The organism is Devosia sp. (genome assembly GCF_041917035.1).
Classification (GTDB): domain Bacteria; phylum Pseudomonadota; class Alphaproteobacteria; order Rhizobiales; family Devosiaceae; genus Devosia_A.
Map to the genome: position 1 here is coordinate 1 of NZ_JAYRYM010000077.1, position 15,433 is coordinate 15,433.

General features: G+C 68.7%; 12 protein-coding genes and 2 pseudogenes. 5 read left to right on the forward strand and 9 right to left on the reverse strand.

Annotation, left to right across the window (positions count from 1 at the left end):
• The first annotated feature begins 50 nt into the window (after window positions 1–50).
• From ACE3TU_RS10060 to ACE3TU_RS10080, 5 genes are all read left to right on the forward strand, one after another.
• Window positions 51–2,051 carry an acetyl-CoA carboxylase biotin carboxylase subunit gene (locus ACE3TU_RS10060; RefSeq protein WP_374623520.1) on the forward strand — a complete coding sequence of 667 codons (2,001 nt, stop codon included), beginning with the start codon at window positions 51–53 and terminating at the stop codon, window positions 2,049–2,051.
• Window positions 2,048–2,692, forward strand: a complete 645-nt coding sequence (locus ACE3TU_RS10065; RefSeq protein ID WP_374623523.1) for an endonuclease domain-containing protein — start codon at window positions 2,048–2,050, stop codon at window positions 2,690–2,692. The genes ACE3TU_RS10060 and ACE3TU_RS10065 overlap by 4 nt, the downstream gene beginning before the upstream one ends.
• On the forward strand, window positions 2,689–4,812 hold the full coding sequence (scpA, locus tag ACE3TU_RS10070) for a methylmalonyl-CoA mutase (RefSeq protein WP_374623526.1): 2,124 nt from the start codon (window positions 2,689–2,691) through the stop codon (window positions 4,810–4,812). The genes ACE3TU_RS10065 and scpA overlap by 4 nt, the downstream gene beginning before the upstream one ends.
• A gap of 142 nt (window positions 4,813–4,954) precedes the next feature.
• Window positions 4,955–5,380 carry a methylmalonyl-CoA epimerase gene (gene mce, locus ACE3TU_RS10075; protein WP_374623529.1) on the forward strand — a complete coding sequence of 142 codons (426 nt, stop codon included), beginning with the start codon at window positions 4,955–4,957 and terminating at the stop codon, window positions 5,378–5,380.
• A 62-nt stretch (window positions 5,381–5,442) separates the two neighbouring features.
• A complete protein-coding gene (locus tag ACE3TU_RS10080; RefSeq protein ID WP_374623532.1) occupies window positions 5,443–6,633 on the forward strand; it encodes a DUF2793 domain-containing protein in 1,191 nt (396 codons plus the stop codon).
• Here ACE3TU_RS10080 and ACE3TU_RS10085 read toward each other — a convergent pair.
• The 9 genes and pseudogenes from ACE3TU_RS10085 to ACE3TU_RS10125 form a co-directional block, all read right to left on the reverse strand.
• Window positions 6,626–7,333: a trans-aconitate 2-methyltransferase gene (locus ACE3TU_RS10085; RefSeq protein WP_374623535.1), complete on the reverse strand. Its 708-nt coding sequence runs from the start codon at window positions 7,331–7,333 to the stop codon at window positions 6,626–6,628. The two genes, ACE3TU_RS10080 and ACE3TU_RS10085, sit on opposite strands and share 8 nt — an antisense overlap.
• A gap of 104 nt (window positions 7,334–7,437) precedes the next feature.
• Entirely contained in the window at window positions 7,438–9,609 is a 2,172-nt protein-coding gene (locus ACE3TU_RS10090; RefSeq protein WP_374623538.1) for a glycosyltransferase, read from the reverse strand.
• A 139-nt stretch (window positions 9,610–9,748) separates the two neighbouring features.
• Window positions 9,749–10,732 (reverse strand): glycosyltransferase family 2 protein, encoded by a 984-nt coding sequence (locus ACE3TU_RS10095; protein WP_374623541.1) that lies wholly within the window; start codon window positions 10,730–10,732, stop codon window positions 9,749–9,751.
• 79 nt (window positions 10,733–10,811) lie between these two features.
• On the reverse strand, window positions 10,812–11,564 hold the full coding sequence (locus ACE3TU_RS10100) for a sulfotransferase family 2 domain-containing protein (protein ID WP_374623544.1): 753 nt from the start codon (window positions 11,562–11,564) through the stop codon (window positions 10,812–10,814).
• Complete coding sequence (locus ACE3TU_RS10105) at window positions 11,561–12,658, reverse strand: class I SAM-dependent methyltransferase (protein ID WP_374623553.1); 1,098 nt, start codon at window positions 12,656–12,658, stop codon at window positions 11,561–11,563. The genes ACE3TU_RS10100 and ACE3TU_RS10105 overlap by 4 nt, the downstream gene beginning before the upstream one ends.
• Before the next feature lie 285 nt (window positions 12,659–12,943).
• Window positions 12,944–13,471: pseudogene (gene rfbC / locus ACE3TU_RS10110) on the reverse strand (dTDP-4-dehydrorhamnose 3,5-epimerase); the annotation flags it as partial.
• Window positions 13,468–14,352, reverse strand: coding sequence for a glucose-1-phosphate thymidylyltransferase RfbA (gene rfbA / locus ACE3TU_RS10115; protein WP_374623547.1), 885 nt, complete (start codon window positions 14,350–14,352; stop codon window positions 13,468–13,470). The pseudogene rfbC and the gene rfbA, both read right to left, overlap by 4 nt.
• Window positions 14,349–15,242, reverse strand: a complete 894-nt coding sequence (gene rfbD, locus ACE3TU_RS10120) for a dTDP-4-dehydrorhamnose reductase (protein WP_374623550.1) — start codon at window positions 15,240–15,242, stop codon at window positions 14,349–14,351. Before rfbD ends, rfbA begins: the two co-directional genes overlap by 4 nt.
• Window positions 15,239–15,433 (reverse strand): annotated as a pseudogene (locus tag ACE3TU_RS10125) (dTDP-glucose 4,6-dehydratase); the annotation flags it as partial. The gene rfbD and the pseudogene ACE3TU_RS10125, both read right to left, overlap by 4 nt.

Below are 15,433 nucleotides of genomic sequence, written 5' to 3' on the forward strand. Positions count from 1 at the left end.
GTTGGGAGGGGGGGTGCCTCAGGCTCGAACCTCGGCGAGGGTACCCCCTGATGTTCCAAAGCCTCCTCATCGCCAATCGCGGCGAGATCGCCTGCCGAATCATTCGTACCGCCCGGCGCATGGGCATTCGCACCATCGCGGTCTACTCCGATGCCGATGCGCATGCGCTGCATGTGAGGATGGCCGACGAGGCCGTGCATATCGGCGGCTCCGCGGCGCGCGACTCCTACCTCTCGATCGAGCGGATCGTCGCCGCCTGCCGGGCCACCGGCGCCGAGGCGGTGCATCCGGGCTACGGATTTCTCAGTGAGAACGCCGCCTTCCCGGCCGCGCTCGAGAAGGCCGGCATCATCTTCGTCGGCCCCCCGGCCGGCGCCATCGAGGCGATGGGCGACAAGATCACCTCCAAGAAGCTCGCCGCCGAAGCCGGCGTCTCCACCGTGCCGGGCCACATGGGCCTGATCGCCGATGCCGACGAGGCGGTGACCATCGCCAACCTGATCGGCTATCCGGTGATGATCAAGGCCTCGGCCGGCGGCGGCGGCAAGGGCATGCGCATCGCCTGGACCGATGCCGAGGCCCGCGAAGGCTTCGAGCGTTCCAAGTCCGAGGCCGCCTCCTCCTTCGGCGACGACCGCATCTTCATCGAGAAGTTCGTCACCGAGCCGCGCCACATCGAGATCCAGCTGATCGGCGACCAGCACGGCAACGTCCTCTACCTCAACGAGCGCGAGTGCTCGATCCAGCGCCGCAACCAGAAGGTGATCGAGGAGGCGCCGTCGCCCTTCCTCGATGCCCGCACCCGCGCCGCCATGGGCGAGCAGGCGGTGGCGCTCGCCAGGGCCGTCGGCTACACCTCGGCCGGCACGGTCGAGTTCATCGTCGACAAGGACCGAAACTTCTACTTCCTCGAGATGAACACCCGCCTCCAGGTGGAGCACCCGGTCACCGAGCTGATCACCGGGCTCGATCTCGTCGAACTGATGCTGCGCTCGGCCGCCGGCGAGAAGCTGCCGCTCGCCCAGGCGGAGGTGCGGCTCGATGGCTGGGCCATCGAGAGCCGCATCTATGCCGAGGACCCCTACCGCAACTTTCTGCCCTCGACCGGGCGGCTGACGCGCTACCACCCGCCCGCCGAGAATCTCGCCCAGGCCCCGTTCGTCCGCAACGACACCGGCGTCCAGGAAGGCGGCGAGATCTCGACCTTCTACGATCCGATGATCGCCAAGCTGTGCACCTGGGCGCCGACGCGGCTCGAGGCCATCGACGCCATGCAGGTGGCGCTGGACGAGTTCGAGCTCGAGGGCGTGGGCAACAACGTGCCGTTCCTCGCGACGGTCATGGGGCAGGCGCGCTTCCGCGAGGGACGGCTCACCACCGGCTACATCGCCGAGGAATTTCCCAACGGGTTCAACGGCGTGGAGCTCGACGCGGAATCGCAGTCGCACCTTGCCGCATTGGCCTGCTGCTCGGCCTACGCGCTCGAGACGCGCGCCTTTTCCAACGGCACGCCGCTCGGCATGCACCACTCCGAGCCCCGCCGCGCCGTGCTGATCGGCAAACGCCGCTGGGATTTCGCCATTCATGCCGACGGCATCGAGTATTGGCTGACCGCCCCCGACGGCAGCAAGCACCTGGTCGAGAGCGGCTGGAAGCCGGGCATGTCGCTGTGCATCGGCCGCGTCGACGGCGAGGTCCGCCATGTCCGGCTCGATCGCGTCACCGGCGGCTTCCGCATGCGCTATCGCGGCGCCGACCTCGTCGCCCGCGTGCTCCTGCCGCACGTCGCCGACCTGATGCCGGTCATGCCGGTCAAGCTACCGCCGGACCTCAGCAAATTCCTCCTCTGCCCGATGCCCGGCCAGGTGGTCCGCATCGACGTCAAGGATGGCGACATCGTCGAGGACGGCCAGACCCTCGCCATCGTCGAGGCCATGAAGATGGAGAACGTGCTGAAGGCCGAAAAGCGCGCCCGGGTCAGCAAGGTCCGCGTGAAGCCCGGCGCCGTGCTGGCGGTGGACGAGGTGATCCTGGAGTTCGAGGCGATATGAGCGGCCTCGCCCGAACCCTGCGCGCCAACTCCTCGCAGCTAGAACGCCGCACGTGGCGGCTGTTGCACACCTTCCGCACTGGTGGCTACCACTTCCGCAAGCAGTCCCCCATCGGCCCCTATGTCGCCGACTTCGCCTGCCATCATGCGAAACTGGTTATCGAGGTGGATGGCGAGACGCACTTCACCGATGATGGTCTGCGTCACGACGCGCGCCGCGACGCCTTTCTTCGCTCCCAAGGCTACACAGTCCTGCGGTTCACCAACCACGAAGTCGCGACGAACCCCGATGGCGTTTTCGAGGTCATCGCCGCCGCCCTGACAGACCGACCGCTCTCCCCGCGCGCGGGGCACCCCCTCCCCAACCCTCCCCACGAGGGGGAGGGTGCCGCTCCGAGCGGGGATGCAGCTCCGGAGCCCCATCTGCAACCCGACGTGGCCTCCATCTCGCCCCAAACACCGGAGGACACCTCCCCCCTCGTGGGGGAGGTTGGGAGGGGGGTCTCTGCGTCAGAGGTGCCGCTCGGCGCGTTCGTCTGGATCGAGCCCCCTCCACCGGCCGACACCCTCCCCCCTGCGGGGAGGGTTGGGGAGGGGGGTGGAGTGGGGAGGGTTGGGGAGGGGGGTGGAGAGCCACGATGACCGACAAGTTCACCGACTGGTCCAGACTCGCCGCCCGCGACCTCCGCGACACCCCGGTCGCCTCGCTCAACCGCGACTATGGCGGCCTTCCCGTCCGCCCCGCCTACTTCCCCGACGATGTCGCCGCCGACCCCGGCCTTCCCGGGGCCGATCCCTTCACCCGCGGCGTGCGGGCCACGATGTATGCCAACCGCCCCTGGACCATCAGGCAATATGCCGGCTTCTCCACGGCGCGCGAGAGCAACGACTTCTACCGCAAGGCGCTCGCGGCCGGCCAGAAGGGGCTCTCCGTCGCCTTCGACCTCGCCACCCATCGCGGCTATGACAGCGACCACCCGCGCGTCACCGGCGATGTCGGCAAGGCCGGCGTGGCCATCGACAGCGTCGAGGATATGAAGCTGCTCTTCGACGGCATCCCGCTCGCCGAGATGAGCGTGTCGATGACCATGAACGGCGCCGTGCTGCCCGTCCTCGCCATGTTCATCGTCGCGGCGGAAGAGCAGGGCGTCTCCCAGGCCCAACTGGACGGCACCATCCAGAACGACATCCTCAAGGAGTTCATGGTCCGCAACACCTATATCTACCCGCCCGCGCCCTCCATGCGCATCGTCGGCGACATCATCGCCCACACGGCGGCACACATGCCGAAGTTCAACTCCATCTCGATTTCCGGCTATCACATGCACGAGGCCGGGGCGACCGCCGTGCAGGAGCTCGCCTACACCCTCGCCGACGGCCGCGAATACGTGCGGGCCGCCATGGCAAAGGGCCTCGATATCGATGCCTTTGCCGGCCGGCTGAGCTTCTTTTTCGGCATCGGGATGAACTTTTTCCTCGAAATCGCCAAGCTCCGCGCCGCCCGCACGCTCTGGTCGAGGATCATGACCGAGCTTGGCGCCAGGGACCCGCGCTCGCGCATGCTGCGCACCCATTGCCAGACCTCCGGCGTCTCCCTGACCGAGCAGGACCCGCACAACAACATCGTCCGCACGACCATCGAGGCTCTGGCCGCGGTGCTCGGCGGCACGCAGAGCCTGCATACCAACTCCTTCGACGAAGCCATTGCCCTGCCGACGGAATTTTCCGCCCGCATCGCCCGCAACACGCAGTTGATCCTGCAGCACGAGAGCCGCGTCACCGACGTCGTCGATCCGCTGGGCGGCTCCTACTACATCGAGGCACTGACCGCCGACCTGGTGGCGCGCGCCGGAGCGCTGATGGCCGAGGTCGAGGCGCAGGGCGGCATGACCGCCGCCGTGCAGGCCGGTGCGCCCAAGCTCGAAATCGAGCGGGCCGCTGCGCTCCGACAGGCCCGCGTCGATCGCGGCGAGGATGTGATCGTCGGCGTCAACCGCTACCGGCTGGACAACGAGCCGCCGATCGCCATCCGCGAGATCGACAACCACAAGGTGCGCGACGAGCAGGTGGCGAGGCTCGCCGAGATCCGGCGCGGCCGCGATCCGGACCGCCTGGCCGCGGCGCTCGACGAGCTGCGGGCCGCGGCGCGCTCATCGGCCAATCTGCTGGCGGCAAGCATCGAGGCCGCGCGTGCCCGCGCCACGCTCGGCGAGATTTCCGCGGCGCTGGAGGACGTCTTCGGCCGTCACCATGCCACGACGCGCGTCATCTCGGGCGTCTACGCCGAGAGCTATGCCGATGACCCGCAGTTCGGCGAGCTGACCCGGCGCATCGCCGCCTTCCAGCAGGCGGAGCGCCGGCCCCCGTCCATCTTCATCGCCAAGATGGGGCAGGATGGTCACGATCGCGGTGCCAAGGTGATCGCCTCCGCCTTCGCCGATCTCGGCTTTGCCGTTCATATGGGTGATCTGTTCGAGACGGCCCCCGAGGTCGCCGACCATGTCGCCGCGCTCGCCGTCGATGCCGTCGGTGTCTCCTCCCTCGCCGCCGGCCACAAGACCCTGGTCCCCGAGCTGATCGCCGAGCTGAAGGGCCGGGGCCTCGGCGAGGTCACCGTCATCGTCGGTGGCGTGATCCCCGAACAGGACTACGATTTCCTGCGGCGGGCGGGGGTGGCGGAGATTTTCGGTCCCGGCACCAACGTGCTCGAAGCCGCGTTTTCGGTGCTGAACCAGATCGAGGGCAGGCTGAGCAACAGATGATCGGTCCTCTATTCCCCTCCCCCCGCCTTTCGGGCGCCCCTTCTCCCCATGGGGACAGGGGCAACTGGGACACGTTCTTCCCTCTCCCCTTGAGGGAGAGGGTGGCGGCGAAGGGTGAGGGGAAGGCCAACGAGTTCGTTCCATGATCGGCCGCCTCAACCACGTCGCCATCGCCGTTCCCGACCTCGCCGCCGCCGCCGCCCGGTACCGCGATCTGCTCGGTGCCGAGGTGCATGCTCCGCATGCGCTTCCCGAGCACGGCGTGACCGTCGTCTTCGTCGAGCTCGCCAACAGCAAGATCGAACTCCTGACGCCGCTGGGCGAGGCTTCCCCGATCGCAAGGTACCTCGCCGCCAACCCCTCCGGCGGCATCCACCATCTCTGCTACGAGGTCCCCGACATCGCGTCGGCGATCCGCAGCCTGACCGAGGCCGGTGCCCGCGTCCTCGGCGACGGCAAGCCGAGGATCGGCGCCCACGGGCTGCCGGTGGTCTTCCTGCACCCCAAGGATTTCGACGGTACCCTGATCGAACTGGAAGAGGTCAAGCCGGAGCTGCAGCCGGCCTGACTTATCCCCTCGCGGCGCCGCCGGTGTAGTCTCGGGCAGCCAAAGTTCGGGGGAAACCGCCGGTGACCGTCACTGCCCATCTCAAGCTGCCCAACATCCTGCCGGGGCAGGCCCAGAAGCACATCACGCACAACGAGGCGCTGGCCATCCTCGACGGGCTGGCGCAACTCGTTGTGCTCGATCGCGACCTCGCGGCGCCGCCGCCCGCCCCCGCCACCGGTGACCGCTACATCGTCGCCGCGTCGCCGACCGGGGCCTGGGCCGCGCGGGCCACGCAGATTGCCATCTGGGACGGGGCGGACTGGATCTTCCACGTGCCCGAGGCCGGCTGGCTTGCCTATCTTGCCGACGAAAAGGGGCTTGTCGCCTTCACCGGCAGCGGCTGGGCCCCGAGCGTCGGTCTGGACGGCAAGGTGCCCACTCTCGGCATCAATGCCACCGCCGACGGCACCAACCGCCTTTCCGTCAAGGCCGACGGCGCCCTCCTCAGCCATGACGACGTGACCCCCGGCACTGGCGACATGCGGCTCAAGCTGAACAAGTCGGCGACCGCCAGGACGGCCTCGCATCTGTTCCAGACGGGCTTTTCCGGCCGGGCGGAAATCGGCCTCACGGGCGACGACAAGTTCCACCTCAAGCTGAGCGCCGATGGCACCGCCTGGGCCGATGTCCTCGTCGCCGATCCGGCCACGGGGCGCATCGGCGTCGGCACGGCCGCGCCCGCGGAATTGCTCGATATCGTCGGGGACAATGTCGGCACCAATATCCGGCTGACGCGCTACGGCGCCAATCCGGGTGCGATCTGGCGGGCGGCCGGCGGGACGCTGGCCTCGCCCACCCAGGTTGTCGCCAACGGCCTGCTGGGCGGATTTGTGGCGTCGGGCTTCCACTCCGGCGGCGCCTTCGGCGGCAACAGCATCGGCATGTTCTTCAAGGCCGCCGAGAATTTCGGCTCCTCCGCCCAGGGCACCTACCTGACGCTCGAAACCACGCCGAACGGCTCGGCAAGCCGGGCCGAGCGCCTGCGCGTCGCCCAGGACGGCAATGTCGGCATCGGCGTCACCGCCCCGGCCGCCCGGCTCGACGTCGATGGCACGGTGAAGGTCAAGTCCTTCACCGTTGCCGGCATGCCTGCCGCGGCCGCCGGCGCGGGCCAGCTCGCCTTCGTCTCCAACGAGGCCGGCGGCGCCGTCATCGCCTTCTCCGACGGCAGCAACTGGAGGCGGGTCACGGATCGGGCGGTGGTCAGCTAGCCTCGCCGGCCGGGGCGGTGGCGTCATGCCGCTCGGGACGGCCGATGAGGTAGGCCACCTGGCGCGAGAACCGGCCGACGGGAGCGATGGTCACGGTCGGATCGAGCCGTCCGATCAGCGGTACGATGTCGACGAAGATCGTCGGTGCCTTGGGGAAGCTGTCCTGCCGCTCCTGCAGCACGGCGTTGAACGCCGCCTGCCTCTCGGCGGCCCCGGCGGTGAGCACCTCGGGCTCGACCGCCGCCGCTTCGGGGTCGGCCATGCAGCTGATCAGCGCATGGCGCCGGGTTGCCGCGACGAGACGCTTGGCTGCGATCTCGAACGCCGCCGGATCGACCTGGTGGATCAGCACGTCGAGACAGATGACCAGGTCGAAAGTCATCGGCAGGGGGGTCGACAGCAGGTCGAAGGTGGCAAAGCTCAGTCCGGGGAAGCGGCGGCGGTTCTGCGCGATGACGGCCTCGGACAGGTCGAGCCCCAGGTATCCGCGATCATTGAAGCAACCCTGCAGCGCCGGATGGTTCAGCCAGCAGCAATCCCCGCAACCGACATCGACGATTGTGCGGATGCCGCGGGCCCGGATGAGCCCCGAAAGCAGTTCGGCCTTGTAGTCGGCCGAAATGCCGCGCGATCCGGGCCCGCTGCCCAGCCAGGGATGGTCAGTATAACGTAAGTTCCAGAATGTTTTGTTGTTGAACAAATCAAAGTTTTCGACAGGTCGGAAACGCACAAGACATAAGTGCTTTTACCGTCGGTGTCATCACCATTGTGGAGCGGCGATGCTGACCGGCAATTGGCCGGATGCTATTGGACAAGGGCGTCGAGAGCACGATGCCAGGCCGAGCGGAAGCGGGCCCTGTTGAAGCCGCGCGCCGTCTGCTGGCCCGCGAGCGCGATGGCACGGGCGCGGCTGGCATCGGTCAGCAGCAGGGTCAGGCTGTCGATCACCCGGTCCACCTGCGGAAACGGGTGGCAGAGGCTGTTTCGTCCCGGCCGCATATAGTCGCGTCCGCCAAAGCCGTCGAACCCCACGACGGCGACGCCGCGCGCCATGGCTTCGAGCGGCAACAGGCCGAAGCCTTCGCTCTCGGTGAGGGTCAGCAGGTAGCGGTGGTTGCCAAGCGTGCGCATCAGCTCGGCATGCTGCACTCCGCCCTGCACCGGATCGACGAACTTGGCCGCAACGCCGCGCGCGGCCAGTCCGGATCGGATCTCCTCGAGCAGCTGCATGTTGAGGCCGCGGTCACCCTTGAGATTGACCAGCACGCGCCCGTCCGGTCGTTCGGCCCAGTCGGGAGGCGCCTGGGCCACCGGCTCGATGAAGGCCGGGATGACCTGTGCCCGGATCCCGTAGGTGGCGCGCAGCATGTCGCGCGTATGCCGGCTGACGCAGACATAGTCGGAAAAGAACGTGTCCAGCACGCGGAACGTATTGAAGTGCTGCAGGTACATCAGCTTCCGGCGCGGTGCGGTGCGCCCGAGCCACAGGTGCGAGAAGGCCGGCGACATGACGAGCAGGTCGTCCTCGCGAGCCGCGGCACGATAGCCGTCCACGTCGATGGACGGGAGCGCCAGCGGATAGCCGAACCGGTCGGGCGCGTGCGCCTCGCCGCCGACATCGACGACGATCACCTCGGCGCCGAACTCGGTCGCCAGCACCTCGGCGATCCCGTACAGCATCCGCCCGCCGCCCGAGGGGTAGTGCGCCGCAACGACATAGGCGCGCGAGATGGCCCTTCTGGGCGCGGCGGTCCCCGCGGCCGGCGCTGGGGCGATCGCCGCCTCGACCGTCGGCCCGACCTGCGGGTGGAACGGGCGCGCCGCGGGGGAGGGCCGTCGCAGCCGCTCGAGCCCGGCGAGTCCGTGCTGCAGCGCCAGGTGTCGCAACGAGCCGGACGGCGCCAGTCGGCGCCGCGTCCGCGTCAGCACGCGGCCTATTCGCGCGCCGTAGGTCGCGGCCTCCGCTTCGAGGCGCGCCCGTGCGTCCAGCTCCTCTGCCACCCGTCGCTGCGCGCCGTCTTGCGCGATGAGGGCCTGTTCCAGTCGTCGCGTCAGCTCGACCACGGCCGACCGCGAGCGGGCGATCTCGTCCTCGGCCTGTGCTTTGGCGGCCGACATCGCCGCAAACGCCGTGGCCTGTGTCGCCTCGCTGGCCGCCTCGCGGCGCTTCAGCTCCCGATGCACGGCGTCGGCGACCGCAGAGCCGACGGCCATCTGTCGTTCCGCCCTGGCAAACGGTCGTCGCCTGTTCAGGGCGGCCGGCTGGCGGGTCATCCCGGCATGGAGCTCCGCGGCGACGGCGCCGATCGGCCCGTGTTCGGCACGGACGATCGAGGCCGAGAGGCGATCCCGGTCGAGGAAGCCCTCCACCTGTTCGGCGATCGACAGCGGGTCGTTCGGCCACCGGATCGACAGGTCGGCCCCGACACGGATCATTTCGGCCGCCCAGTCGCGCGCTATCGCATCGATGTCGACGTGACTGCGCGGCCGGCCTCGGCTCGTCCGCTCGGCGTCGAGCACGTGGCGCAGCCAGAGCAGGGTGCCATATTCGGGCACCACGCCGTCGCGTCGCTGCAAGGATGCGGCGACGCTGGCCGGATGCCGCGTCACGAGGAGGTGGGCGGCCCGTATGCCGAGCTGGTCGAGGGCATCGTGATAGAGCGGCAGCAGCCGGCAGATCCTCGGGTCCTTCAGCACCATCAGGTCGGCGGACCCATACTCGTCCACGATCAGCGAGGCAATGCGATCGACATAGTGCGCGCGACGCGTGGGGGGGAGACTGGCCGACGGCCGGGCACGACTGTCGTGCCAGGCGCTGCCGGTCTCGTGAAGGTACGCATCGTTCAGTTCGACCAGTCGCGCCGGCTCCCAGTGCCCCGAGGGGTTGCCATGACCGGCCGGCAGGAGTGAACCCGGCAGCGTCGCTCCCAGAAAGCCGAGGACACGGCTCACGGCGCTGGTGCCGGACCGGTGCATGCCGAGAACCAGTATGCAGCTACGGCTCTGACGATGGCCTTCGGGCGGCATCTGCTGTGCTGTGAAATGTCATGGTCGACAATGACTGATCAAACGGGGGACGTGAAATACAGTTCGGAACAAAATAGCAGTCGGGACACTAGAACAGGCGTCGCAATCCTGGATAGACGGCGGCAAGCATCGCGGCAAGGGGTCTCACGGACATCGCCGGGCGCGCCGCGCTCAGCTTGGCGCGTTGCCGCAGCCGCAGATAGGGGCGGATGACGTCGATATCCGAGAGCGCCGCCTTGGCGCCCTCCCAGTCATTGGCCTGCACGGATCGCAGGTAGCTGCTCAGGGCGACCCTGATGAAGCGGGGGGCGATGAGATCCCGTCGCAGGTAGCGGCTCCGCGCCGGGTCGTCCGGAAACTGCTCCAGCAGCTTTCGGGCATAGAGCATCCCCGATTTGGCCATGCGGGGCGAGTAGGATGCAGAGCCGGAGTGGATGCGCCACGCCGACAGAGCTTCGTCGACGAACCGGTTTTCCCATCCCTCCCGAAACAGCCGAAGGAACAGGTCGTCGTCCTCGTACCCCACGAGGCGCTCGTCGAAGCCGCCGACCGACTCGAATGCCTCGCGGCTGATCAGGGCTGCCGAAGGCACGATGTACATGTCTTCGGCGATGCAGCGCAGCAGTGAGCGCTTGGGGTGCTCCGTGCTCATCGCCCCGAGCATCTTGATCTGCACCAGCTTGCCCGCTGCATCGTACTCGTCGACATCGCTGTAGACCCACCCGAAGCGCGGTGAATCCGCCAGCCCGTCAACCAGCCGTTCCAGGTGCCTGGGGTACCACCAGTCGTCCTGGTCGAGGAACGCGATGAAGGCGCCCCTCGATTGCGCGACGCCGAGGTTGCGCGCGGATGACTGCCCGCCATTGGGCTTGGCGATGATGCGGACCCGCGGATCGTCTCCAGCAATGTCCCGCGCAATGCTGGGTCCGTCGTCCCGGGACCCGTCATCGACCACCACCACCTCGCTCGCCGGCAGGCTCTGGCTCAACACGCTCCTCAGCGAGCGCTCGATGAACTTGGCGCCGTTGTAGAGCGGGATGATCGCAACAATGGTGGGGGCGGTGTCGGGCAATCGCAGACCGTTCTTTGTGTTGCCGTCTGAGCGGCGGGTTCTGGCCGTGGCCTGGGGTGGCCTTGTTGAGTTGGGCACGCTAGCTCGCGAGTGTCCTGTAGTAGGCGTAGTCGGGTTCATAGGCAGCTTCGACGGCTGCCCGCAACTCCGGATCCTCGAAGTTCCTGGTGTGATGCAGCGCTTTCCAGCCGCAGTAGCGCGTGCTCGTCACATCGACGAGGTTGTGGCGAAAGCCCCAGGATCGCCGGTGCACATTGATCCGGCGCTCGCGGACCCTCGTCCCGACGAGGCCCGACAACGCCTCGAAGAACGCTCCCGACCTTGTGAGCGGAAACAGGTGGTCGTAGCGGAATCCCCGCTCGTAGAGCGCAAACGGGATCTGGGTGTTCCAGTGGTCGTCCAGGTTGGGCTCGCCCTGGCGCGCGCGCACCTCGGCGACGCAGTGCGCCACGAACTCGCGAAAGGTGATCCCTTCGAACTGCCCGACATCCCCCCGCATCTGCTGCAGCCCGCGCCGGCCCGATGCCTCGAGGTCCTTCAACTGGCGAATGCCGCGGCCCGCACGGGCGACGAAGATGTGGAGGAAGGCGCTGACCAGGCGGTCGTAGGGCTCGCGGATCAGTCCTATGCTGCGGTACCCGTCGGCGATCAGGTCGAGTGCGACGGGCCATCCGACCAGCAGGGGCTCGATCATCAGGCGAGGGTCGCGTCGGTCGCGCGGCAGCTTCAGCACATCATAGGCCAGCGCATGGACGATGCTGGTATTGGCGGCCTTGTATGTCCAGAACACCACCGTCCGGGAGGCATGCAGCGCGTAGCCCTGCCGCGTCATCGGGACAGCGCCTTCCTCAGGGCGGTGATGGCCGGGATCAGGTCCGCCGGCACCGGTGGCCTGAGTTCGGTGTCATCGAAGGCCCGAAGGGTCTCTGATGCGAGGGCGGCGTGGCCCGACTGGGCCTGCGCCAGTGCCCGGTGGTAGACGGCCCGCCACACCAGGTCCGCCTCCACCACGGAGACATGCGGAGCAAGCTCGAGCTTGGCGAGGCACAGCCTGTGCGCGACCTCGAACATCTTGGCGGCCGTCTCTCGGTCCGCCCTGTGCAGGAGCATGAACATGCCGGCGTAATACGTTGACGCGGCAATGCAGAACGGCCAGCGCGCCGCGAACGCCGCGATGTCCGCGACGGCGCCTTTCGGCACCTCGACGGCGGCAAGATCGGGCCGATAGAGGCGCCCTGCCAGTTCGTAGCGGCCGTAGTCCATTGCTCCTCGAAACGCCCGGAAGCGCAGGCCCGCGGCCAGGGAAGAGCCGTCCTCCGCGGCCTCGGCGGCCTCCGCCATCCACGCGAGCATGCGGTCGCGCCAGACGTCCGGATCGCCGAGGGAAATCGGCCGCCGCGACGCATAGTAGAGCTTGCTGATTCCGGTATGCTCGACGAGGAGGTTCGGCAGCCCGGCCCGCTTCAGCAGCGCCAGCATGGACGGCTCGCTGAACAGCACGGTGTGGGCCCCCGGCGACAGGGCCGGCAGCAGCAATTGCGGCGACAGGCGCGGCGTGACCAGTTCGGCATCGGGAGTGGTGAGCACCAGCACGCCGTCGGGCGCCAGGTAGGAGACCAGCAGGTCGAGGAACGCACCGGCGTCAGGGACGTGCTCGATGACCTCCGAGCAATGCACGATGTCGTAGAGCTCGGTCGGATCGGCATTCCTCACGGCGAAACCGTTGACGATGTCCAGTCCCAGCAGGTCGCGCCCCGCCGCACCATACTGGGAGGGCTCGAAGCCGCGCGCTGTCCAGCCGGTCATGCCCTGCACGGCGGCCATGGCAAAGCCGAACCCGCAGCCGATGTCCAGCAGCTTCCCCTTGCTGCCCGGGGCAATGAGCCGGCCCAGCCGGGCGGCGGGGCCCTCGATCGCGGCGCCCATCTCCACGTACTCGCGCAGGGCGATGGTGTCGGTGTGGGTGGTGTAGTCGGGCGCTGGAAGCGGGTGATAGCTGAGGCTGCCGCACTCGGCGCAGCGAAACAGGGCGGTGAGCTGGCCTTCGACCGATCGGGCGGTGAGCACCCGCGCCTTCGTTCGGCGGCCGCCGCATGCCGGGCAGGAGTGGTCCGAAAAGACGGCCGCCGCCGTGTCGAAGACGACCTCGCCCGGCGCCACGGCCTCGAGGTGCGGCGGGGCGCCCCCTCCCGCGGCCCGATCGGCCACCTCCCTCAGCCCCGTCGCCGCCGCATCCTTGCCGCTCAGCACCGGCGCCCCGTCGATCGGCCAGGTGATGCCGATGTCCGGGTCGTCCCAGCGGATGCTGCGCTCGCTCTGCGCATGCCAGAAATCCGTGGTCTTGTAGAGGAACTCGGTGCCGTCGGCGAGCGCGAGGAAGCCGTGGGCGAAGCCCGGCGGGATCCAGAACTGCCGGCGGTTCTCGGCGCTCAGTTCGACGCCGGCCCACTTGCCGAATGTCGGCGAGCCCGGGCGGATATCCACCGCCACGTCGAAGGCCGCGCCGGCGACGACCCGCACCAGCTTGCCCTGGGCGTGCGGCTCGACCTGATAGTGGAGGCCGCGCAGCACGCCCTTTCTCGATACCGAGTGGTTGTCCTGGACGAAGCGCCCCTCGAACCCGGTCGCGGCGCGGAATGCCGCCTCGTTGAAGCTCTCGAAGAACTCGCCGCGATCGTCGCCGAAGACGCGCGGCTCGAACACGACCAGCCCGTCGATATCGAGGTGTTCCGCCTTCATCGGCCGCGATCCTCGTCGACGAGCTGCCGCAGGTAGAGCCCGTAGCCGCTCTTTTCGAGCGGCGCCGCGAGGCGGAGCAGCGCCTCGTCGTCGATCCAGCCGTTGCGCCAGGCGATTTCCTCGGGGCAGGAGACCTTGAAGCCCTGGCGCTTTTCGAGCGTGGCGATGAACTGGCCGGCCTCGAGCAGCGAGTCGTGCGTACCGGTGTCGAGCCAGGCATAGCCCCGTCCCATCCGCTCGACGCTGAGCGTGCCGCGCTCGAGGTAGAGCCGGTTCAGGTCGGTGATCTCCAGTTCGCCGCGCGCCGACGGCCTGAGGCTGCGCGCCAGCTCGACGACCTCTTCGTCGTAGTAGTAGAGGCCGGTCACGGCGTAGTTCGAGCGCGGCCGCAGCGGCTTCTCCTCGATCGACACGGCCCGCCCTTCGGCATCGAACTCCACCACCCCGTAGCGGCCCGGATCGGTGACGTGATAGGCGAACACGCTCGCCCCGTGCGGCCGCGCGTCGGCGCTCTCGAGCAGCCGGTTCAGGTCGTGGCCGAAGAAGATGTTGTCGCCCAGGACCAGCGTCGAGGGCCGGTCCCTGACGAAGTCCGCGCCGAGGATGAAGGCCTGCGCCAGCCCGTCGGGGCTGGGTTGCACCTTGTAGCTCAGCGCCATGCCCCAGCGGCTGCCATCGCCCAGCAGCGCCTCGAAACGGGGCAGGTCGGCCGGCGTCGAAATGACCAGCACCTCGCGCACCCCGCCCAGCATCAGGGTCGACAGCGGGTAGTAGATCATCGGCTTGTCGTAGACCGGCAGCATCTGCTTGGACACGCCCAGTGTCGCCGGATGCAGGCGGGTCCCGGCGCCCCCCGCCAGGATGATGCCGCGACGGGTCATGGGGTGGGCTCCGGCAACAGGGTCTTGAGCGTGCTGGCGACGTCGTCGCGCCAGTCGGGCAGGTCGATGCCGAGCGCGTCGCGCAGCTTGCCGGTCGAAAGCCGCGAGTTGCGCGGCCGCCGCGCCGGGGTGGGGAAAGCGGAAGAGGGGACGGGCAGCACGGTCTCGGGGCGCGCCCGCAATGCCACGCCGGCAGCGGCCGCCGCGGCGATGATGAAGCGCGCATAGCCGTTCCAGCTCGTCTCGCCCGCTGCCGTCAGGTGATAGATGCCCCCCGCCGGCGGACGATCGCCCGCCAGCCTCCTGATCAGCGCGGCGGTGGTTTCGGCGATCAGGCGCGCGCTCGTCGGGGCGCCGATCTGGTCGTCGATGACCTTCAGTTCGTCGCGGCTCTGGGCGAGGTTCAGGATCTTGGCGATGAAATTGCTGCCGCCCGGCGCATGTACCCAGCTGGTGCGGAGCACGAAATGCCCGCCCTCCGCGAGCACCGCGATCTCGCCGTCCCGCTTGCTGGTCCCGTAGACATTGAGCGGCGCCGTGGCGTCGGTCTCGACATACGGGGCGGACTTCTCTCCGTCGAACACATAGTCGGTGGAATAGTGGATCATCCGCGCCCCGATCTCGGCCGCCGCCCGCGCCACTTCGCCCGGCGTCACCGCGTTGATCCGGCGCGCCCGATCCGGTTCGACCTCCGCCCGGTCGACCGCGGTATAGGCCGCGGCATTGACCACCAGGTCGGGACGCTCGCGCCGGACCAGGGCCGCCGCCGCGCCCGGCTCTTCGAAGTCCGCGCCGGCCCGGCCGTAGGCCACCACCTCGCCCAATGGCGCCAGGGCTGCCAGCAGGGCGGTCCCGACCTGGCCATCGCGGCCGAATATGACGAGCTTCATCCGTACTGCCTCGCGATCCAGTCGCGATAGGCCCCGCTGGTCACGTCGGCCACCCAGCTTCGATTGTCGAGATACCAGTCGACGGTTGCCGCCAGGCCCTCGGCGAAGCGCACCGCCGGCCGCCAGCCGAGCTCCGCCGCGATCCGGCGCGCGTCGATCGCGTAGCGCCGGTCGTGGCCCGGGCGATCCGT